Annotated in this window: 22 protein-coding genes and 1 tRNA gene; 8 read left to right on the top strand and 15 right to left on the bottom strand. The window is 39.5% G+C overall.

What is annotated here, in order from left to right:
• Positions 1 to 15: 15 nt before the first annotated feature.
• The gene (gene uvrB / locus B9T36_RS18365) at positions 16 to 2,037 is read right to left on the bottom strand and encodes an excinuclease ABC subunit UvrB (RefSeq protein WP_086210874.1); all 2,022 of its coding nucleotides are present in this window, start codon (positions 2,035 to 2,037) and stop codon (positions 16 to 18) included.
• A 175-nt stretch (positions 2,038 to 2,212) separates the two neighbouring features.
• On the opposite strand from uvrB, the gene B9T36_RS18360 reads away from it, so the two are divergent.
• From B9T36_RS18360 to B9T36_RS18350, 3 genes are all read left to right on the top strand, one after another.
• Positions 2,213 to 3,004 (top strand): hypothetical protein, encoded by a 792-nt coding sequence (locus B9T36_RS18360; RefSeq protein ID WP_086210864.1) that lies wholly within the window; start codon positions 2,213 to 2,215, stop codon positions 3,002 to 3,004.
• Positions 3,005 to 3,195: 191 nt separating this feature from the next.
• Positions 3,196 to 4,638 (top strand): GGDEF domain-containing protein, encoded by a 1,443-nt coding sequence (locus B9T36_RS18355; protein WP_086210863.1) that lies wholly within the window; start codon positions 3,196 to 3,198, stop codon positions 4,636 to 4,638.
• 469 nt (positions 4,639 to 5,107) lie between these two features.
• On the top strand, positions 5,108 to 6,490 hold the full coding sequence (locus tag B9T36_RS18350) for a CmpA/NrtA family ABC transporter substrate-binding protein (protein WP_086210862.1): 1,383 nt from the start codon (positions 5,108 to 5,110) through the stop codon (positions 6,488 to 6,490).
• 181 nt (positions 6,491 to 6,671) lie between these two features.
• Here the strand turns inward: B9T36_RS18350 and B9T36_RS18345 are convergent, their stop codons facing one another.
• The gene (locus B9T36_RS18345; RefSeq protein ID WP_062032428.1) at positions 6,672 to 6,851 is read right to left on the bottom strand and encodes a hypothetical protein; all 180 of its coding nucleotides are present in this window, start codon (positions 6,849 to 6,851) and stop codon (positions 6,672 to 6,674) included.
• Positions 6,852 to 7,067: 216 nt separating this feature from the next.
• On the opposite strand from B9T36_RS18345, the gene B9T36_RS18340 reads away from it, so the two are divergent.
• Positions 7,068 to 8,294, top strand: coding sequence for a pyridoxal phosphate-dependent aminotransferase (locus B9T36_RS18340; protein ID WP_005399684.1), 1,227 nt, complete (start codon positions 7,068 to 7,070; stop codon positions 8,292 to 8,294).
• 75 nt (positions 8,295 to 8,369) lie between these two features.
• Here the strand turns inward: B9T36_RS18340 and B9T36_RS18335 are convergent, their stop codons facing one another.
• The 3 genes from B9T36_RS18335 to B9T36_RS18325 all read right to left on the bottom strand — a co-directional run bounded on the left by B9T36_RS18335 (position 8,370) and on the right by B9T36_RS18325 (position 11,435).
• Positions 8,370 to 9,698, bottom strand: a complete 1,329-nt coding sequence (locus B9T36_RS18335; RefSeq protein WP_086210861.1) for an MATE family efflux transporter — start codon at positions 9,696 to 9,698, stop codon at positions 8,370 to 8,372.
• A 317-nt stretch (positions 9,699 to 10,015) separates the two neighbouring features.
• Entirely contained in the window at positions 10,016 to 10,885 is an 870-nt protein-coding gene (locus B9T36_RS18330; protein WP_086210860.1) for a DMT family transporter, read from the bottom strand.
• Positions 10,886 to 11,012: 127 nt separating this feature from the next.
• Positions 11,013 to 11,435: a GFA family protein gene (locus B9T36_RS18325; RefSeq protein WP_086210859.1), complete on the bottom strand. Its 423-nt coding sequence runs from the start codon at positions 11,433 to 11,435 to the stop codon at positions 11,013 to 11,015.
• A gap of 340 nt (positions 11,436 to 11,775) precedes the next feature.
• On the opposite strand from B9T36_RS18325, the gene B9T36_RS18320 reads away from it, so the two are divergent.
• On the top strand, positions 11,776 to 12,213 hold the full coding sequence (locus B9T36_RS18320; protein WP_162900268.1) for a PaaI family thioesterase: 438 nt from the start codon (positions 11,776 to 11,778) through the stop codon (positions 12,211 to 12,213).
• 58 nt (positions 12,214 to 12,271) lie between these two features.
• Here the strand turns inward: B9T36_RS18320 and B9T36_RS18315 are convergent, their stop codons facing one another.
• The gene (locus B9T36_RS18315) at positions 12,272 to 12,730 is read right to left on the bottom strand and encodes a hypothetical protein (RefSeq protein WP_086210857.1); all 459 of its coding nucleotides are present in this window, start codon (positions 12,728 to 12,730) and stop codon (positions 12,272 to 12,274) included.
• 250 nt (positions 12,731 to 12,980) lie between these two features.
• Between B9T36_RS18315 and B9T36_RS18310 the strand changes: the two genes are divergently transcribed.
• The 3 genes from B9T36_RS18310 to B9T36_RS18300 all read left to right on the top strand — a co-directional run bounded on the left by B9T36_RS18310 (position 12,981) and on the right by B9T36_RS18300 (position 14,574).
• Positions 12,981 to 13,056, top strand: a tRNA-Asn gene (locus tag B9T36_RS18310).
• Positions 13,057 to 13,283: 227 nt separating this feature from the next.
• Positions 13,284 to 13,886: a TetR/AcrR family transcriptional regulator gene (locus B9T36_RS18305; RefSeq protein WP_086210856.1), complete on the top strand. Its 603-nt coding sequence runs from the start codon at positions 13,284 to 13,286 to the stop codon at positions 13,884 to 13,886.
• 10 nt (positions 13,887 to 13,896) lie between these two features.
• Positions 13,897 to 14,574, top strand: coding sequence for a hypothetical protein (locus B9T36_RS18300; protein ID WP_086210855.1), 678 nt, complete (start codon positions 13,897 to 13,899; stop codon positions 14,572 to 14,574).
• Between the two features lie 93 nt (positions 14,575 to 14,667).
• On the opposite strand, the gene B9T36_RS18295 is transcribed toward B9T36_RS18300, so the two are convergent.
• From B9T36_RS18295 to lepA, 9 genes are read right to left on the bottom strand one after another with little or no spacing between them, the layout of a single operon-like run.
• Positions 14,668 to 15,321, bottom strand: coding sequence for a tRNA-(ms[2]io[6]A)-hydroxylase (locus B9T36_RS18295; protein WP_086210854.1), 654 nt, complete (start codon positions 15,319 to 15,321; stop codon positions 14,668 to 14,670).
• Between the two features lie 23 nt (positions 15,322 to 15,344).
• The gene (pdxJ, locus tag B9T36_RS18290) at positions 15,345 to 16,070 is read right to left on the bottom strand and encodes a pyridoxine 5'-phosphate synthase (RefSeq protein ID WP_086210853.1); all 726 of its coding nucleotides are present in this window, start codon (positions 16,068 to 16,070) and stop codon (positions 15,345 to 15,347) included.
• Positions 16,071 to 16,083: 13 nt separating this feature from the next.
• Complete coding sequence (gene recO / locus B9T36_RS18285; protein WP_086210852.1) at positions 16,084 to 16,794, bottom strand: DNA repair protein RecO; 711 nt, start codon at positions 16,792 to 16,794, stop codon at positions 16,084 to 16,086.
• A gap of 10 nt (positions 16,795 to 16,804) precedes the next feature.
• Positions 16,805 to 16,996, bottom strand: a complete 192-nt coding sequence (locus B9T36_RS18280; RefSeq protein ID WP_086210851.1) for an NF038104 family lipoprotein — start codon at positions 16,994 to 16,996, stop codon at positions 16,805 to 16,807.
• Between the two features lie 34 nt (positions 16,997 to 17,030).
• Positions 17,031 to 18,059 carry a GTPase Era gene (gene era / locus B9T36_RS18275; RefSeq protein WP_086210850.1) on the bottom strand — a complete coding sequence of 343 codons (1,029 nt, stop codon included), beginning with the start codon at positions 18,057 to 18,059 and terminating at the stop codon, positions 17,031 to 17,033.
• Between the two features lie 6 nt (positions 18,060 to 18,065).
• Entirely contained in the window at positions 18,066 to 18,758 is a 693-nt protein-coding gene (gene rnc / locus B9T36_RS18270; RefSeq protein WP_086210849.1) for a ribonuclease III, read from the bottom strand.
• On the bottom strand, positions 18,730 to 19,104 hold the full coding sequence (locus B9T36_RS18265) for a DUF4845 domain-containing protein (protein WP_086210848.1): 375 nt from the start codon (positions 19,102 to 19,104) through the stop codon (positions 18,730 to 18,732). The genes rnc and B9T36_RS18265 overlap by 29 nt, the downstream gene beginning before the upstream one ends.
• Before the next feature lie 24 nt (positions 19,105 to 19,128).
• Entirely contained in the window at positions 19,129 to 19,956 is an 828-nt protein-coding gene (gene lepB / locus B9T36_RS18260) for a signal peptidase I (RefSeq protein ID WP_086210847.1), read from the bottom strand.
• Positions 19,957 to 19,976: 20 nt separating this feature from the next.
• Positions 19,977 to 21,794, bottom strand: coding sequence for a translation elongation factor 4 (lepA, locus tag B9T36_RS18255; protein WP_086210846.1), 1,818 nt, complete (start codon positions 21,792 to 21,794; stop codon positions 19,977 to 19,979).
• Between the last annotated feature and the right edge of the window lie 111 nt (positions 21,795 to 21,905).

The following is a 21,905-nucleotide window of genomic DNA, read 5'->3' as shown; positions in this document are numbered from 1 at the left end:
TTATGTAAATATAGACTAAGCCAAAAGCTGCGATTTTAAACGCAAAATTTCATCGCGTAGTCGCGCAGCTTGCTCAAACTGTAACTCTTTAGAGGCTTTGAGCATTTCTTTTTCCAACTTGCTTAAGTGTTTCGCAAGAAGTTTTGGATCAGACAATAAATGCTGTTCGTCTGCACTGAGTGTCTGATGTTGATCGGCAATATTGCTCTCAACTTGCTCATCCGTCAGTACTTCACCTGTATCAATATCCTTTTTATTTTGTCGAATGGTACTACGTGGAATAATGCCATGCAGTTGATTAAACGCCATTTGTTTTTGACGACGACGTTCCGTTTCATCAATGGCTTTTTGCATAGAGTCGGTGATACGGTCTGCATATAAAATAGCCTTACCTTTTACATTACGGGCTGCCCGACCAATGGTTTGAATCAAAGACCGTTCAGAACGTAAAAAGCCTTCTTTATCAGCATCTAAGATAGCGACCAAAGAGACTTCTGGCATGTCCAAGCCTTCACGTAATAAGTTAATCCCGACAAGCACATCGTAGACACCTGAACGTAAGTCATGAATGATTTTCACTCGCTCAACAGTGTCAATATCTGAGTGTAGATAAGCCACCTTCACTCCATATTCTTTCAAATACGAGCTTAAATCCTCTGCCATACGTTTGGTTAAAGTCGTCACTAACACACGCTCATCGAGATCTTTACGGATATTAATCTCAGACAACACATCATCCACTTGAGTCAGTACTGGACGCACTTCAATTTCGGGGTCAATCAGACCTGTAGGACGAACCACCTGTTCAGCCACCTGTTCGGCTTTTTCAAGCTCGTATTTGGCTGGTGTTGCACTGACATAAATCGTTGTCGGGGTGATCCGTTCCCACTCTTCAAACTGCATCGGACGGTTATCTAAAGCACTAGGGAGACGGAAACCATAATTCACCAAGTTTTCTTTACGCGAACGGTCACCTTTATACATCGCGCCAATTTGCGGTACAGTCACATGCGACTCATCAATAATCAGTAAGGCGTCATCAGGGACATAATCGAACAAAGTTGGTGGTGCTTCACCCGCAGGCCGACCAGATAAATGACGTGAATAGTTTTCAATACCGTTGGTATAGCCCAACTGCTGCATCATTTCCAAGTCATAGCGGGTGCGTTGCTCAATTCGCTGTGCTTCAAGCAATTTGTCATGGGCACGAAAGAAACCTAAACGCTCTTTTAATTCTTCACGAATCGTGCCGATGGCGCGTTCTAAATTATCTTTCGGTGTTACATAGTGGCTTTTTGGATAAATCGTTACACGCGGAACTTTCCGCACCAGTTTGCCTGTCAGCGGGTCAAACCAGCGAATCGAATCCACTTCATCATCAAACAACTCAATCCGAATTGCATGTTGATCTGATTCCGCTGGGAAAATATCAATAATTTCACCGCGGATACGATAGGTACCACGTAAAAACTCAAGTTCATTGCGGCTATATTGCATTTCCACCAAACGACGGATGATATCATCACGTGCAATACGGTCTCCCTGCACAATATGGAGCAACATGCTCATATAGGCATTGGGGTCACCCAAACCATAAATAGCAGAAACTGAAGCAACAATAATTGCATCGCGACGTTCTAAGAGCGACCGTGTTGCAGATAAACGCATTTGGTCAATGTGGTCATTGATCGCTGAATCTTTTTCAATAAATGTATCTGAAGATGGCACATAGGCTTCAGGTTGGTAATAATCATAATAACTAACAAAATATTCGACAGCATTGTTCGGAAAGAAAGATTTGAACTCACCATAAAGCTGTGCAGCTAAGGTTTTATTATGTGCCATAACAATAGTCGGACGTTGTGTCCGCGCAATCACGTTGGCCATGGTATAGGTTTTACCTGAACCCGTAACTCCAAGTAATAACTGGTCGTGATAGCCCTTTTCTATTCCAGCAACAAGCTTTTCAATGGCTTGCGGCTGATCACCTGCGGGTTGGTAATTGGTGACTAAATCAAAAGGTTGTTTCTCACTCACAGACATATCCCAAGATTTGCTTCTTCAAGCAACTATTTTAACAGATTCAATCCCGAGCAAATCTTGCTTTTAAATTTTTAATGTAATTTACTGAAAATATTACAAAGATTTTTCACTTGACCCTCCTCAGTTTCAAGGGCAACATGAAGTGAAGAAGAGCGAAAAATCAGAGCCTATGACTTACCAATATCATGACGAAAGCATCGTCAAAAACTTAGATGAACAGACTGTATTTGTTTTTGGTAGTAACATGGCAGGCCAACATGCAGATGGTGCTGCACGTACCGCACTCGAACATTTTGGGGCGATGAAAGGTGTTGGACGTGGTTGGTCGGGGCAAAGTTATGCCATTCCTACCATGAACGAACACTTACAACAAATGCCGCTCTCACAAATTCAACACTATATTGATGATTTTAAAATCTATACCAAGAATCATCCGAAAATGACTTATTTTCTCACCTCTATCGGCTGTGGTATTGCGGGTTATAAAGTCGAAGAAATTGCTCCCATGTTTAAAGGCATTTCGCATAACGTTATCTTTCCTGCATCATTTCGCCCATTTGTAGAAAGAACACTGCCTCGTCTAAACAAAAAGTTTCTGCATACCATTTTTAACGATGCTGTGATTTTCAGTACCCAAAATGACGACATGCTGGTTCAGCATCTGGCTCTAACTGATAATGAAAAAAGCTTAGCCAAAATTATTCTAAATACTCGGATGTATCCAACGGACAGTAATGGACGTGATCGTGCTTTTGAAATTGAAGATATTTTGCATGTTCTGTCTGGCAAAATATTTGACTTTGAATCAAATGCAGAAGGTTCCATGCTCTTTGGCGGTGTCATTTTAGCGTTGCTTGAACTTTATAATATTAATGAGCAAGACTTTATCGAAGTATGGCAAGGTACTCGAGAAATATCACCGCCTAAACCTGAACACCGTGCACGTAAAACGATACGCTAAATACAAGAATATATTTATTGCAGATTGAAGTCTTGATTGGAGCTATCATAGCTTAACAAGAATTCAATCTAGCAAATTTAATGCCAACTAAATCACAAAATGAATTATAAATCTTTTATTTACCTCACGATTTCAAAAAGAAAAAATAGACTCTATACTACGCTCACTTAAAAATAATTAAGAGCAAAAAAATGGAGATTCTGGATTCTTCAGTTTTCGATTTGTCCCCAATAGCAATGTGGTTAGAAGATTTTAGTGAAGTAAAGCAGCAATTTGAAATCTGGCGACAGCAAGGTGTTGAGAATCTACAAGAGTTTTTACAAGAGGACGAAGCTCGTGTTTTCCTTTGTGCACGTAAAATTAAAATTTTAAAAGTAAATCCCAAAACACTGGAACTATTTGAAGCAGATAATCTGGAGCATCTGCAACAGAATCTAGATCTTGTTTTCAAACAAGACATGGCCAAAACGCATATTCAAGAGCTATCGAGTCTATGGAATGGTCATAATGAATTCATCAGCACAACAGTGAATTACACAATTAAAGGTACCCGATTAGATATTCAGTTACGTGGTACTGTTATACCTGGCTATGAACATGATCTATCTCGTTTACTCATCACCACAGAAGACATCACCTCATATAAAACAGCCTGTCGATTAGAAGAAAAAAACCGACAGTTAGCCGAATCACGTTTTCATTTCTCACCAACCTCACTCTGGGTTGAAGATTTTAGCCGTATCAAAGCGCGTTTAGACCAAGTCCGTCATTTAGGTATAGATGACTTTAAAACCTTTTTAGATGTGCATCATGATTTTATTATGCAGTGTATTCAAGACATTATTATTATTGATGTCAACCAAGCAACCTTAGATTTGTTTGGTGCTGCGGATAAGAATACTTTGCTGAAAAATACTCATAAAATTTTTGCTAAAGAAATGGTGCAAACCTTTAGAGAGCAGTTAATTGAATTATGGAATGGCAATATTCACCATCAGCGTGAAGCCGTAAATTATGCTCTTGATGGCAGTATCCGCCATGTTTTACTGCAATTTACCGTATTCCCAGATTATCGAGATGACTGGAGTATGGTACAAGTTGCTTTGACCGATATAACTGCACGCAAAAAGGCGGAGAACTATTTAGAATACCTAGGCAGACATGATGTTTTAACTAAACTCTACAATCGCTCTTTCTACACTGAAGAAGTGAATCGTTTAGAACGTAGTCCCATCCGACCTGTATCATGTATTTTTCTCGATATGAATGGTCTAAAAGAAGCGAATGATAACTTTGGACATGATGTAGGCGATGGTTTATTACGTCGTGTAGGAAGTATTTTAAATCAGCTTATACAAAACACGCTTTATTCTGCATCCCGTATTGGTGGGGATGAATTGGTGATTCTAATGTCAGGTGCTGATGAAGCTGCTCTACATAACTGCCTACATAGTTTGCATGAACTTATTCATGTCGATAATCAATTCTATTCTAGCCAACCGATTAGTCTGTCTATCGGATCTGCTACCGTCAGAGAGAATGAACGGATTGAGGATATGTTGAAACGCGCAGATCAGCTGATGTACCAACAGAAGAATCAATACTATGCAGACAATGAACGTCGCGCACGTTAATTTTAATCCACACAACTCTTAAAAAATCTTTGTTTCTCATACATTCCCTAAGCCTTATGTAGGAGTTTAAAATCAAACTCCTACATTTTTGATTCACTCGCGTGAAAATGTATAAAAATAATTTTAATCTCCTCACTTAACGCATACTCTTTCAGACCCAATACCCTTGCCATGCACCACCTTGATGCTCCCCCCATTCTATTCGATTCTAAATGTACAAAAATGGGCATGTTTTCTTTCACTTGCACCAAATACGCTCAAAACACGATGAGATACATACAGTTAGACCAGAAATACTCCCCCCGACTAACAGCCCCTACCCGCCAAATCAAATGCATATATTCACCGTAAACCTATAAGTAGCCTACTACAGTAAAAATAAGATTTTGAATTTCTATCCTTGGTTTTACATTTGGCATCTATATTGCTATTCGAGGACGCTCGAATCACAATAAAATCTGGGAAATGAATGAAAAAGATATTATTAAACAAGGCTTTTTTTATACCCTGCTTGCTTGGTCTCAGTTTTTTACTGGGGGGGTGCCAAAAAGAACCTGATCAAGAGACAGCTGCTCAACCTTTAGCTGTTGAAAAAACCAGATTAACCATTGGCTTTGTAAAATTAACCGATATGGCTCCCCTTGCAATTGCCGTTGAAAAGGGATTTTTTAAAGATGAAGGGCTCGAAGTCAAACTTGAAGCACAACCGAGTTGGACTGAACTTTACAAACATGTGCAGAGTGGTGAGCTCGATGCTGCTCATATGCTTGCAGCAATGCCTATAGCATCAATAATAGATACATCCTCAGAAAAAACACCAATCGTTACACCATTCACCCTTTCCTACAATGGTGCCGCCATTACGGTTTCAAATAATGTTTGGAATGAGATGAAAAAAACCGTAGTTATGGAAAATAATCGACCGAAGCACCCCATTAGTGCGAGTAATTTAAAACCTGTGATTGCGGAATATAAGCAACAGCAGAAAATATTTAAATTAGGCATGACTTATCCAATGGGGACACATAACTATATGATTCGCTATTGGTTAGCTGCTGGCGGAATTCATCCGGGCACTTATGATTCTGCACATAATGACACCACAGGAAATACAGGTTCAGATGTAGATTTAACCGTTATTCCACCTCCAGAGATGGTATCAACAATGGTTGAAGGTGTGACATCAGGCTATAGCGTTGGTGAGCCGTGGAATCAGAAAGCCGTAAAAAAAGGTTTTGGTGTACCTGTCATCACCTCAGATGCCATTTGGGAAAATGGTTCAGACAAAGTCTTCGGTCTAACTAAAAAATTTACTGAACAAAATCCAACGACTACACTTAAACTGGTTAAAGCTTTAATACGTGCATCAAATTGGCTAGATGAAAATAACGGTGCAAACCGTAAAGAAGCTGCAAAAATTATTGCACAAGATAATTATCTACGTGTCGATAAAGATATTATTATCAATAGTATGACCGGCGTATTTGAGTATGAACAAGGCGATGTTCGACCAGCAAAATCATTTCATACATTCTTCAAGGGACAATATGGCATTCCCTATTATTCAGATGCAGTATGGTGGCTAACACAAATGCGTCGTTGGGGACAAATCAGCACTAGTCAAACAGATCAATGGTACCTAGAAACAGCCCAAAAGGCCTATCGCCCTGATATTTATGTACAAGCTGCGCAAGCATTAATTCAAGAAGGTAAGATGCAGGATACGCAATTTCCAAGCCTAAAAAATAATGCCTTCATCAAAGCTCCTCAAACTAGCGCCCTTGACCACATTGTATTCGACGCAAAACAGCCAAATCAATTCTTGGCTGCATTTAAAATTGGCTACAAATAAATTCTATGTTTATATGTGGTTAGTAAGTATCTGATGATGATTTCTGTACTGATGATCCGTATTGGAATGCATTAACGTTTATGTCTTACTAGCCTCATGATTTCATTTGATATATTTCGTTAAGTGAATAAAAAAAGCCAACGCTACAGCATTGGCTTTTTTATTACACGTTTTTTAAACCTTAGCGTTTACCCATTGAACGGCGTGTACCACGAGGTGGCATCCACGTTCGATCTGCATATTGCTCAGGTTTTGGGCGCACCTGATTATGTGCAACATCATCAGAACTGCCTTCTACGTTCGGCATTGGGAAAGGGAGATTCACCAAAGGTTTTTTTGAAGTAGGCTGTTGCTTACTCATGACCATCACTCTCATCAAATTAGGTTTATTTTAAAGTTTTTTTCTTTGAGATGCGAGAAACTTCCACATTCTGTCAATTTTTGTATTTCGAAACCCAAAATTTAAAAAAAATTATGTTTTTTTCAAAAATTCTGCGTTTTTAAACGCCTTGCTAGAGTTTTTTGAGCTAAGATAGTGTGCTTTTTATTTTTTAATCCCCATAAGAAGGAATATGCCGTGGACGTACGTCTCTCTGATCGTGTAAATGCCATCAAACCGTCCCCAACTCTTGCTGTGACCAACAAAGCTGCTGAATTAAAAGCAGCTGGCAAGAATGTTATTGGCTTGGGCGCAGGTGAACCTGACTTTGACACCCCACAACACATCAAAGATGCAGCAATTGCAGCGATTAACAACGGTTTCACAAAATATACCGCTGTAGATGGTACGCCAGGCCTTAAAAAAGCAATCATTGCAAAATTCAAGCGCGACAATAACCTTGATTATGCAGCAAACCAGATTTTGGTTTCTTGCGGTGGCAAGCAGTCATTCTTTAACTTAGCACTTGCTTTGTTAAACAAAGGTGATGAAGTGATCATCCCTGCACCATTTTGGGTAAGCTACCCAGACATGGTAATCATCGCTGAAGGCGTTCCTGTTATTGTGAAATGTGGCGAAGAACAACGTTTCAAGATCACCCCTGCTCAACTTGAAGCAGCGATCACAGACAAAACACGCTTAGTGGTTTTAAACAGTCCATCAAACCCAACAGGTATGATCTACACTAAAGCTGAATTAGAAGCTTTGGCTGACGTGCTTCGTAAATATCCTGAAGTATATATCGCATCTGACGATATGTACGAACCAATCCGTTGGGATGATGAGTTCTACAACATCGCAACAGTTGCACCAGACCTTTATGACCGTACAATCGTGTTAAACGGTGTGTCTAAAGCGTATGCAATGACTGGCTGGCGTATTGGCTATGCAGCAGGTCCTGCTAAGCTGATTGGCGCAATGAAAAAAATCCAGTCTCAATCAACTTCAAACCCAACTTCAATTTCACAAGTTGCTGCTGAAGCTGCGTTGAATGGGCCTCAAGACGTTCTTGAGCCAATGATTGAAGCATTCAAACGCCGCCATGACTTAGTAGTTAGCGGTTTGAACGACATCAACGGTATTTCTTGCTTACCTGCTGATGGTGCATTCTATGCATATGCAAACATCCGTCCATTGATTCGTGCGAAAGGTTTAAAATCTTGCACAGAATTCTCTGAGTGGTTATTGGAAGAAACTGGTGTAGCCGTAGTTCCTGGTGATGCATTTGGCTTGGGCGGTTTCATGCGTATTTCTTATGCAACTGCTGATGAAGTACTTGTAGATGCGCTTGCGCGTATCAAAAAAGCTGCTGATTCAATCGAAGGCGTAGATGCTGCGATTGCTTCAATTGCTGCTGAAAAATAATTTAACCCTTTAAAGTTAGATTAGAGAAACCCGCGAACTTCGCGGGTTTTTTATACAAATCTTAAGTGAATTTACTTAGTTTAGATATTTGCGATAGTACAAACAAATCAGACATAAAATTGCTGAACTTGCATAAGCAAAGGTAGCAAAAACCCAAAATGAATGGATACCCATCGAAGGGATATTTATCTCAAAAAAACTCATCGGGTGAAAGGCAAAATACCAACCGCCACCCAGCCCAACGACAAGCAACATAAAACTATAAATGAACATTGGAAGCAAAGTGACCTGCCAACAACGTAGTAAATTTACAGCGATCGCAAGCATTGCATCTGCGATGTGAAATAGACAGACCAATACAATCAGTGATGAAACCATAAATGCAACGGACTGATCTGAAGTAAATAAAACAACAAATTGCTTTTGAAATAAAAACAAGCTGAAAGACAAAATTGACGCCACCGTCAACACGATATAAACAGCTTTTTGGCTTAATTGCCAAGCTTGTTCTTGGTGACCTTCTCCAATTTTTATCGACAGTAATATGCTAAATGTTACAATCAGCGCATTAATAACATTAAACAACCAATAACCCGCCACCATCACAATTTGGTTTGCCGATAATGCAATATCCCCTAATGGAACAGCAAGCAATGAAATTGAAGTAAATGCAAAAACATCAATGAAAATAACTATACTTGCAGGGATCCCTATACGTAAAATTTTTATTAAAATGTTAAAGTTGAAAAATGGGGCTTTCCATTGAAGCCGATAGTTTTTATCCATAAGAAAAATATAGAAAGTTATAAATATAATACAATATGCTAAAAATGAAGAAATAAATGCACCATAAACACCGTATGCTTTTAAGCCCCAAAGTGGGATACCAAAGATAAATACACCTGACAAAATCAACTTTGCAATTAGAAATAAAATATTGCCATAAAAAACTAGCTTAGCTTGACCACAAGTCTGTGTCACAATAAAAAAAACACGCAGTAATAATTGAACGGGTATAATAAACATGCTGATCTTTAAACAAACCAAGATCATGTCTTTTAATGTTGCATCTGCACCAAGTAAATCGACAATAAAATCAGCATGACTGAGTACACATATACCAAACAGGCCCCAAAGCAATACACTCCATATCCCTTGTTTAACGATCAAATCTATCTGATGTAACTCGCCACTCCCCTTTGCTTCGGCTAAAGTCTGCATCATGCCTTGTAAAAGCCCAAAACCAAAGATAAAGACCATACTATATAAAGATATTGCAATTGCTAAGACTGCCACATGTTTTGCACTAAAATGCGATAAATACAGCGTATCGACCAAGCCACTGACCGCAATTGTCACATTCCCTAATAATAAAGGAATAAATAAATCCCAAAATTTTTTCATTATTAAACCAAGAAGTTTCTCTAAATTTAAAGAGAAAGGTACTTATATCTACGATATACCTTTTACTTTTGTAGCACAATTAAGCAACATTTCATTTTTACTGAAACTGTATCTTGATATACAAGTTTCATGCCGAATATTTTTGTTTTATTTAATGACGCCGAACAAAATGAAAATATATCTAGCCTATTTACTAAAAATCAATTTAGTTCATTCCATTTTTACATGATATAAAATTAAAATAAGAACAACGATAAAACCTAGCCTCTATCTCAAAAGCTAAAGTCAAAATTAGTTATGGATGAATTGAAATTTACTTATGGACGTTCAGAACCGATTAAATCCGATTTATTTAAATTGGTACGGTTAGACGATGCCGAAATCACCAAAGCAATCCCGACCAAAACAATCACTGCAGAAATGATAATTCTAAAGCTCAGTGCTTCACCTATAAACAATGCCCCACCCAGAATTGCTAAACACGGCACAGACAATTGCACACTACTGGCTGTCACACGGTCAATCTGCTTCACTATGGCATACCACAGCACATAAGCTCCACTCGATGCTAGACCACCAGACAGCACTGCTAAGATTACACCTTGTGGCTTGATAAAAGCTTGCGTGAAAAATGCTAAATAAACCAGCAATACAAAAGGAATCGCCAGTACAAAATTTGCCAAGCTACTTGCTAGTGGGTTATGCATATTTTTACCTGCAATACTATACATCGCCCATCCCATACCTGAAAGTACCATCATCGTGGCATAACCCAAATGAGGTGCTGAAGCCCCAGGCAACAACAAAATGAGCATACCTAAAAGTGCAATCGCTAAACCAAGACCGCAACGCAGATTGATCTTTTCACCATGATACAATCCATAAGCGACCATACTGAGCTGAACCGTACCAAAGAGGAGCAGCGCTCCCACACCTGCATCAATATGCAAATAAGCAAGTGAAAAAGCAACGATGTATAAAGCGAGCAAGAATCCGTTTTTTATGTTCCATTCTATTTTCGCCTTATGTGTAGAAAACCTATAAAGTACCCATAATACTGCGGCACCACTACACACCCGAATCAGGCTAAAACTCATAGGATCAATCTGCTGATCAGCCAAAGCTAAACGACACAGTACAGAATTCGCAGCAAAGGCCAACATCGCTACACAAATTTTAAGCAGCATGTTTGAGCATCCTTATTCAACAGCTTACTTTAGATATATCTAATATAATTTATTAAATCTATAGTGATTTTCTCATTCAACTTATCAGGAATATTGATGTAAATTTCAAGCTCTATACAACCGACAACTATCTTTCTTTTTCATTTGGGGAAAATAAGGCAATAACATCTGCTTCCGTGAGCTGTTCTGTAGAATACTTAAATTGGTAAAAGTCAGGTTTGTTATCAATATAAATCTCCGTACTAAGCTTTAAGTCTTTCGGCTGCTCGTCCATAGCAAATACATTGATATTACAATAGCTCCCATCTTGAGTACGCCAAAAAAGTGACGTGCCACATTCGCTACAAAAACCACGCTCTCCCCATTCAGACGACTGAAACAGCTTTAAATATGATTGGTCTTGGAATGTTAAACTACTTGGTTCGACATCAATGCTCATGAGTACACCACTCGACTGTTGACGACACATCGAACAATGACAAGCATGTACATCATGATTTTTAAGCTCAGCTTGGAATTTGGTTTTACCGCATAAGCAAGATACATTCATTATTATTTCCTTGATTATTAAAATACGATGTCAATCGGCATCAAAATATTGTTTATTCCATATATAAATCAAAAGTGTTCCGATGCCTAAAACTTATGCATTATTTTTGAAACAATTAGCTTCTTTAATTCACTGATTCATAAAACTCGATAGACCATCATCTGCAAATTCAGGAATATAACGCCCCTGAAGCTCAACCATCTCTCTTAGCAATCTCAATATAAGGGATTTCTATAAGTTTTTTACTGATCAGCTCACAATCTAATATTGACCTAATGATTAAATTTTGATTATTTTCCTATTAAGTTCCAAAAAGGAACTTAATAATACAAAGGAAGCCATAATGAACCCTAAAGAAATGACTGGACTACAACTTCTACAAGCTATGTGTACTGGAAATATTCCACCCGCGAGCATTAGTGAAACCATTCCCATGCAGCCTTATGAAGTGTCAGAAGGGAAAATTAGCTTTAAAGCAAAAGCGGATCATCGTCATTTAAATCCACTAGGTGGCGTGCATGGTGGATTTGCTGCAACAGTGCTCGACTCAGTTACAGGTTGTGCTGTACATAGCATGCTTGAAGCTGGCGTAGGTTATGGCACGATTGATCTGAATATTAAAATGTGTCGTCCAATTCCAAAAGATAAAGAGTTACTTGCTATTGGCAACGTCATTAACATCAGTAAAAACCTAGGCATTTCAGAAGGTCAAATTGTCGATGAAGATGGCAAACTATATGCACATGCCACTGCCACTTGTATGATTATTCGCCCATAACAACCAAAGGCACTGAGAATTCAGTGCCTTTTTGCTCAATCAAATCAATCCCTGTCTGCTAGATCGCTGTTTTAAAAGAATTGTTCGCATATGGTTTCTCAGCTTCAGGACGTTGAGCACCTTTAAAAATACAATAATACTTAAATGCACTATCCAAACTCACGTCTAAGCTTTTCCCTTCAGAGACAGACCACACTTTAGAACGATTACTTCCAGACAATGCACTGCCTGAGAGTTGGTATAGATATAAATCATGTTCACGTTGAAAGGACTTTTTAACACTACGCTCGGTCTGCACAGACAATAACTGACATGGACTGCTAATTAACCAGCGTTCACTAAACCAAAGCTGTAGTAAGTCACCTAAATACAAATCGGTGCGACCTATGGGCCAAACATCAATATATGCAGATTCTACAGCCGTATAATACTGTTCAGGGTCTGAAATGATCGAAAGATACTGGTTTTGATAATCAGAAAGATGATTGAAAAGATCGGAAATTGTCAGCGTATTCATTCGCTTTCTCCTGTTTAGCCATTTTAGTGCTGGCAAGTTGGTGATAAATCCACACTGTTTAAGTTTTAATTAAACGCTCTGTTGTTGAATTCAGACTATCAACGCCATTTCAACATTGCAAGTAATTCGGTACGATTTTTTTTGAAAATATTTTTTTTGTTCAAATTAGAAGCATCCGAAACAAAAATGACAGCAACATGACATTTTAGACTTGACCCACTATAAAATGTCCTTATAATCGCATGCAGATTCTCCAATAGCTCAGTCGGTAGAGCGACGGACTGTTAATCCGCAGGTCCCTGGTTCGAGCCCAGGTTGGAGAGCCAAATTCAAGAAAGCCCACGCAATATGACGTGGGCTTTTTTTTGCCCAAATATCAGCATCACCATACTTGCCTGATTATAAGTTCAACTCTGCTGTCAGCCCCTTGCAAAAGCAATCTCTGTATTTTTTCCAATTTTGATCTACATTTGTAACAGATCAAAAAACAAGCTTTCTAAATTCCAAAACACAATGTAACATGTGTTACATATAAAAATTAAGATAGCTAAGCATGAGCGACTTACCTTTAAAGAAATACCGAAATAAAAGCCAACAGGCCTTAGTCAGTGAACAAGACCGTTCAAATTCACAGGTCATTTATGAGGCTTTATTCGAGCTGTTGCTCAGTCAAGGCTATGGAAATATTTCCCTACAGCAACTATCAAAATTGACAGGGATTAGTCGCACAACACTGTACCGAAGATGGTCATCCCTTGATGATTTAATTGTGGATGCTATTGCAAAGAAAATCCAAGATTCCATTGAGATACCGCAAGAATTAGCACCAATAGATGCCTTTAAAATCATGTTGCAGCAACTTGCAATGTTTTTACAGTCCCCACTTGGTCACTCATTCTTGCAAGCATCATTAAACATTAAGGATGAAATCAGTATTCGTAAGCGTCAAGATTTATGGCATGCACGTTACCAACTCATTGCCCAAAGTTTTCAGAGATTACTCCCTGAAAACCAGCAACAACAAAATATTCATGACATCATCAGCATGACGCTAGGAAGTTTTTACTTTCAAATTTTTATTGAAAATAAAAAGGTTGATGATTCTTTTATTAATGCCGTTTTAAGAAACAGCTTAACCCTACTCCAATCTAGATAGGTGAATCATTATGTATGTCGGACATTTAGCCATTGGTTTAGCCATTAAATCAAAATTCCCAAAAGTTCCAACCCTTCCCATCATGCTCGGTGTTGGTTTTCTCGATATCATTGATGGTTTACTCATCATGTTGGGTCTAAATCATGTCACACCAAATCTGCAAGCAGGCCCCTACTTATTCTTTGATTTAACGTTTATTGACTGGGATCATTCCCTAGTTATGGCTGTGATCCTCTCTATCGTTTGGGCTTTATTTTTTAGGAAAGACAAACGTGTTGCGCTCATCGCAGGGTTCGCTTGTTTCTCGCATTGGCTTGCCGATTGGCCTATGCACAATATGGATTTAGCACTGTATCCATATTCTGCTGAGCACATGGGTTATGGCTTATGGGGAAAATGGGGTACTGGTTCATGGATTTTTGAGGGTCTGTTTAGCCTTGCACTCATTTTTTATGCATGGAGAAACTTTGGCAGAGAACATATTTCCATCTTATGGCCAACTGTCTTGTTGGTTATCAGCTTTTTTCAACTTTCTCCATGGCTATCGCCAATGAAACACGCAGCAACCCTACAAGAGCCTGCGGCCTCTCTCGTTCACGGTTTTCTAGTACTTTTAGGCTTTCTGGTTCCAGGTTTACTCATAACATGGCTAATCAATCGAGCTGAGAAAAAAAGCCTTAACTCATAAAAAATAAAAGCCCAATCTCACTAGATTGGGCTTTTATTTGCATCGCTTAGCATGACGTAAAATGAGAGATACACTTCAAAAACCAGTAAAAGACTAAGCCACTTTGACTGGTACACCACTATGGAAACGAAACAGATCATCAGAGGTACTAATCAGCTCTTTTTCAACGTTACGAATATGATCAATACGCGCTTGAATATCCTCTTTCGGGTTTTTCAATTTACCCGTTTGTGCAACTTCTAAAGCCAAAGCCAAATAGTCTTCAAAATGACGGGATTCAGACTTTAACAAGTAGCGATAGTAACGGCCTAATTCTTCATCCACCATGGGTGCCAACGCATAGAAACGTTCACACGAACGCGCCTCGACAAAAGCACCAATAATTAAAATATCAATTAAAGCTTCAGGCTCATACGTTCGTACTTCTTTACGCAAACCACCCGCATAGCGACCTGCACTCAGATTGCTCCACTCTAGCCCACGCTTTTTCATAAATTCAAGCACTTGCTCGTAATGTAGCATTTCTTCACGAACCAATTGTGCAAGCTTGACTTGTAAATCGGTAAAGAAGCTATACCGAAACATCAGGTTCATCGCTGTGCCTGCTGCTTTTTTTTCACAATTCGCATGATCTTGCATCAGCACATCAAGATTATTGATAGCTTCATCCAACCAAGCTTTTGGTGTTTCACAACCCAAGAAACCAATGACGGGCTTCATGAGTTCATCATAATTGATATTCGACATATTTAAATCTTAAAACTTTAAAATTAACGTGCAGCTTTAATGACCGCTTTCATTTCACGCACCGCTTGTTCCAAACCTACAAAAATGGCATCCGCAATTAGGGAATGTCCGATGTTTAATTCGTGGATCTGTGGAATTTGCGCAATTGGAGTCACGTTTTCAAGGTTGAGTCCATGCCCAGCATTCACAACTAAGCCTTTAGATGCTGCATATTCGGCACCTTTGACAATACGTTGAAGCTCATGTTGCTGAACTTCAGGTGTTTCAGCATCAGCATAAGCACCCGTATGAATCTCAATGGTTGGCGCACCACAAGCAACCGCTGCATCAATTTGCGCAAAGTCAGCATCAATAAACAAGGACACATCACAGCCAATCTCAGACAAGGCTTGAGTTGCCGCTTTAACATCATCAAAATGGCCCACCACATCCAAGCCCCCTTCGGTCGTGACTTCTTGGCGTTTTTCAGGAACGAAACATACGTGATGCGGTTTAATTTCTTTGGCAAATGCAATCATTTCATCTGTCACTGCCAGTTCCAAATTCATACGTGTTTTTAGCGCTGGGCGCATACGACGTACGTCGTCATCTTGAATATGACGACGGTCTTCACGTAAATGCAAAGTTATCCCTTCCGCCCCTGCTTGCTCACAGATCAGTGCTGCATTGACTGGATCTGGATAAGACGTTCCACGCGCTTGTCGTAAAGTTGCTACGTGGTCAATATTTACACCAAGTAATGCAGCCATATTCATTTCCTAATTACGATTGAGTTTGAGTGTTCTGAATCCACAACTGACGACTTTTTAAGGGACGATCGCCTAACAACGAGCTAATCATTTGTCGATACAACTTGGTCAGTAATTGTAACTGTTCCAAACCAAAATCCCTACCCTTTTCATATTGGCACATGCTTAAAATTTGCTGTCCATTTAAGGTCGCTCGCGAGGCTTGCGCAGTAGGAATAAAGCCTTCATTCAACTGAAAAATATAGTTAAGCGAGGCTTGTATTTCGAGTTGATTGGCATCGGTCGAAAAATCTAAAGCATAGCCCAAATCTTCCAGCAGTTCGTGCTCAAACTGCCTTAGAATTTGTTTTAAAAATTGATTGGGATTGGCTTGCTGCGTCAATTGCTGTAACTGTGTTAGCGTATGTGCATATTGAGCAAAGCTTTGCTCCATTTGAACTTCAAGTGGACAGAGCCTGAGTAGAATTTCATTGAGATAAAAACCTGAAAAAAAAGCATCTCCAAAGAAAAAAATCGGCTGATTCACAATTTCAAGTTTTGTAAAATTTTTGAGCTCAGATTTACCCGAAGCCTGCAGACAGATCGGTTGGTATTGCGGCGGCGGGGTTTGTCTTAAAATACCATCAACCCGCCCATGCTCTTGGGTAAATAAATGCACAATATGACTACGTTCACGGTATTTTCTATGGTGAATTAAGTAACCATGCAGTACTTCATTGCGCATGAGAAATTAACTAATCTTTTTTATCTTTCTTTTCACTGTCTTCATCATCCCCATCTGGGATAACAGCTCCAACCACTGCTGCAGTTCCTTTTACCACGCCTTTAGTGGTTTTATAAGCGATCTTTACAGGAACGGTGACGATTTTGTGGATACACCCTTGCAAAAATAACATACAAGCGATTACCGCAAACACTTTGACCATAACACCATTCCTATAAAATTCGTTTTACTTTAACTTAGATATCACTATAACCTAAGCTTTTTAATGCACGCTCATCATCAGACCAGCCGCCTTTAACCTTCACCCAAAGTGTCAGCATGATCTTCTGCTCAAACATTTTTTCCATGTCAACACGAGCATCCATCCCAATTTTCTTCAGCTTACTGCCTTTTTCACCAATCACAATGGCTTTTTGACCTGGGCGATCGACAAAAATCGTTGCATCAATATAAGTACATGCTGGTTTTGGACGACCTGTTTTTTCATTCACTGTCGCCTCTTCCGTCTTAAACGACTCAATTTGTACAGTTAAATCATAAGGTAGTTCTTCACCCAACTGACGCATAATCTTTTCACGGATAATTTCCGATGCTAAGAAACGCTCAGAACGATCGGTTAATTGATCTAATGAATATAATGGTGGTTGGAAGGGTAAATATTTTTCAATCGTATCGCGCAAATGATCTAAGTTTGCACCACGAAGAGCAGAAACAGGAACAATTTCCGCAAAATTCATCAGTTTTGCGCGCTCTTGAATCAAAGGTAATGCATGATTTTTATTTTCAAGTGTATCAATTTTATTGATCACTAAAATGACAGGCATATCTGCGGTTTTAAGTTTTTCCAAAACTAGTTCATCGTTTTGAGTCCACTTGTCTGCATCCAAAACAAACAATACCAAGTTAACATCACGCAATGCAGAAGATGCAGCACGGTTCATCATTTTATTGATGGCGCGAACTTCTTTCTTATGCATCCCTGGCGTATCCACAAACACTGCTTGAGATTTTGAGCGCGAATCAATACCCACAATCTTATGACGTGTAGTTTGTGGTTTACGGGAAGTAATTGATAATTTCTGACCCAACAAATGGTTCATCAACGTAGATTTCCCTACGTTTGGACGACCAACAATTGCGACAAAGCCACTACGAAAATCTGAAGGAATTTCGGTACCTTGTGCACTAAAAAACTGGCTAATTAAATCATTACTGTCGCTTTGCGACTCGTGATCAGCATCAATGTGATCGGAAGAATTTGACATGGCAGATTACTGCTCCAATAGTTTTAAAATATCTGCCGCTGCAGCTTGTTCAGCAAAGCGACGACTTGTACCTTCACCTTTTACAACAGGCAATCCATCGACTTTACATTCCACTTTGAAATGTTGATTCGGTGCATCACCTTGAATATCGACCACATCATAAACTGGGAGAGCTTTTTTTCGTGCCTGTAGATATTCTTGTAAACGTGATTTTGGATCTTTAAGTTGATCGGTCGGCTCGATATGGTCTAAATATGGCTCATACCATTTTAGCACAATCGGCTCTAATACCGTTAAATCACTACAATCCACATAGATTGCACCAATAATCGACTCAACCGTATCCGCAAGAATGGACTCACGATGATGTCCACCTGATTTTAACTCACCAGTGCTTAAAATGAGCGACTGGCTGAGTTTTAAATCATTTGCAATTTTACCTAAAGCTTCCTGACGTACCAAAGTCGCACGCATACGCGTTAAGCGTCCTTCATTTTCAGTTGGGTAAGCTTTATAAAGATAATTTGCAATAATCATCCCTAACAAAGAATCGCCTAGAAACTCTAGGCGCTCATAGTTGTATTTGTGGCTCACCGATCGGTGGGTCAGTGCAAGCTGAAGTAATTCAGGTTGTTTAAACTGATAACCGATACGGCTCGCTAAGCGGGCTTCACTTAGCTTGGACTGAGCTTTGATCAAAACTTTTCTCGAACTTTAATACCAAATCTATATTCAGCAAGAAGGGTTTTCTTACTTCATACTCCTTTTTCACCTGCAACCCTTCGGTATTGGTGACCTGCATAATCTCTTTAATTTTTACATCTCGAATGTTATTCATTTCCAGACGTTTTGAAAGTTGCTTTTCAAACTCGGCTGGCTGCATATTTTTCGGACTATTTTGAAATAGTTCCTCAATTTGGCTATTGATCATCCGATCATCAAAATATGGAGCCCATACCGCAATCGCCACTTTCGCCATAAATGCAAACCCCATGATTGCAAATAAAATGGCGATATAAGATGCCCCTTGTTGATTCTTACGCATTTTTTATTTTTCCGAAACGATATACTAGTCAATGCTACCGTTACGGTTAAATGACGGTAGCTTAAAGCCAGGTTCCTTATGCATCCAAATGTAGAATGCACGACCTGTCAGGTTCTGTTCAGGAACCATCCCCCAAAAGCGGCTGTCAGCACTTTGATCACGATTATCCCCCATCGCAAAGTACTCACCTTCTTTTACTTTCACTTCCCAATATAAACCATTTTCAGCAGAGTATTTACCATTTTCTACAAAGTTAATATATGGTGCTTGTCGTGCAACATTCACCCCTTCTAACTCACGCATGGTAAAGGTATGCTTGCCAATCGTTTCTTTGTGATAAATAGAGGTTGGTGTGTCCAAACTGTCTTTTTCACGACTAAACTGGACAGGAACCTTAGCCACTTTTTGACCATTAATACTTAATTGCCCATGATCAAAAACAATATGGTCCCCTGGAATACCCACTACACGTTTAATATAGCTGATTGTTGGTTGAGGTGGATAACGGAATACAATTACATCCCCACGCTCAGGCTCCCCAACATCAATCACTTTTTTATTCACAATTGGAAGGCGCACACCATAGTCAAATTTGTTGACCAAAATGAAATCACCTGTCTCTAATGTCGGCACCATTGAATCTGAAGGAATGTTAAAAGGTTCATAAAAGAATGAACGTAAGCATAGAACGATTGCGAGGACTGGCCAAAAATCATAAGCCCAAGTAATGACAAAATTTTCATTCCCCTTGCCTTTTGTCGCTCGCTGCTTGAATACAAACTTATCAAGCAACCACACCAAAAAGAATATGAGCGTGACAGGAACAAGTATTAAATTAAAATCAAAATCCATGGGCTTATCGTCCTACCTTATTATCTTTCTACTTTCAACACAGCCAAGAACGCTTCTTGTGGAATTTCTACACTTCCCACTTGCTTCATACGTTTCTTACCTTCTTTTTGCTTCGAGAGAAGTTTCTTCTTACGAGAAACATCGCCACCATAACATTTAGCCAAGACGTTTTTACGCATCGCTTTTACAGTGGAACGAGCAATAATTTGTGCACCAATTGCAGCTTGAATCGCCACATCAAACATTTGACGTGGAATCAAATCTTTCATTTTTTCAACCAGTGCGATACCACGGTGACGCGCATCTTGACGGTGACAAATCATGGCTAAGGCATCAACTTTTTCACCGTTGATTAGAACATCGACTTTGACCAATGATGAACTTTCAAAACGGACAAAATTATAATCTAAGGATGCAAAACCACGTGAACACGACTTCAATTTATCAAAGAAGTCCATCACCACTTCGGCCATTGGAATTTCAAAGGTAATCGAAACTTGGTTCGCCATAAATTTCATGTCTTTTTGCACACCACGGCGCTCCACACACAAAGTCATGACATTACCCAAATACTCTTGCGGTACAAGGATATGGCACTCGGCAATCGGCTCGCGTAGATCTTCGACTGTTGAACCATCTGGCATTTTTGATGGGCTGTCGATATAAATCGTTTCACCATTCTTCATCACCGCTTCGTAAATCACTGTCGGTGCAGATGAAATGAGGTCTAAATCATACTCACGCTCTAAACGCTCTTGTACGATTTCCATGTGTAGCATGCCTAAGAAGCCACAACGGAAGCCAAAACCTAAAGCATCTGAGCTTTCAGGTTCAAAGAATAACGCAGAATCATTGATCTGGAGTTTATGCAAAGCTTCACGAAATGGTTCAAATTCACTTGAATCAATCGGGAACAAACCTGCATACACCTGTGGCTTTACTTTTTTAAAGCCTGGCAAAGTTTTAACTTCTGGTGTGCTTGCAAGGGTAATCGTATCACCCACTGGCGCACCAAAAATGTCTTTAATCCCTGCAATAACGAAACCAACTTCACCTGCTTCAAGGATGTCTGTTTCAGTATGCTTAGGATTGAAAATACCCACAGAAGTAATAATGTGCGTTTGACCTGTTGATTTCATCAACATCTTGTCGCCCTTACGCACACGACCTTCTTTCACACGCACCAAAGAAACCACGCCCAAATAGTTATCAAACCAAGAGTCGATAATTAAAGCTTGTAATGGCGCATCACGATCACCTACTGGTGCAGGAATGACATTGACTAATGTTTCTAAAACGCTATCAATCCCAAGCCCTGTTTTCGCCGAACAGGTTGGCGCTTCCGTCGCTTCAATACCAATAATGTCTTCAATTTCTTGAATCACACGTTCAGGCTCAGCCTGTGGCAAATCAATTTTGTTGAGGACTGGAAGAACCTCAAGACCTTGTTCAATAGCGGTATAACAGTTCGCAACCGACTGTGCTTCCACGCCTTGCGCCGCATCTACAACCAACAATGCACCTTCACAGGCCGCTAGTGAGCGTGATACTTCATATGAAAAGTCAACGTGCCCCGGGGTATCAATAAAGTTCAATTGATACTCTTGCCCATTTGGATGGGTATAATACAAAGTAACCGACGCAGCCTTAATAGTAATACCGCGCTCACGCTCAAGCTCCATGGAGTCTAGTACTTGTGCTTGCATTTCACGATCTTGCAAACCACCACAGGTCTGAATAAAACGATCGGCAAGCGTCGACTTACCGTGGTCGATATGCGCAATAATCGAGAAGTTACGGATATTTTTAATATCAACAGATTTTTTAGCTTGCGCCATGGGCTACCTTGAACAAAATGAAGCGTTATGCAGACAAATTTCGATGCATAACAAAAGCCGAATAGAAATTGCGAAAGATTATAGCAGATGGTTTTTTCAAAGTATCCATAA

Origin of the sequence: Acinetobacter sp. ANC 4204, from assembly GCF_002135205.1 — a bacterium.
In the GTDB taxonomy this organism is placed as follows: domain Bacteria; phylum Pseudomonadota; class Gammaproteobacteria; order Pseudomonadales; family Moraxellaceae; genus Acinetobacter.
The sequence above is the reverse complement of the archived record's forward strand: the minus strand, read 5'-3'. Positions and strand labels throughout refer to the sequence as shown.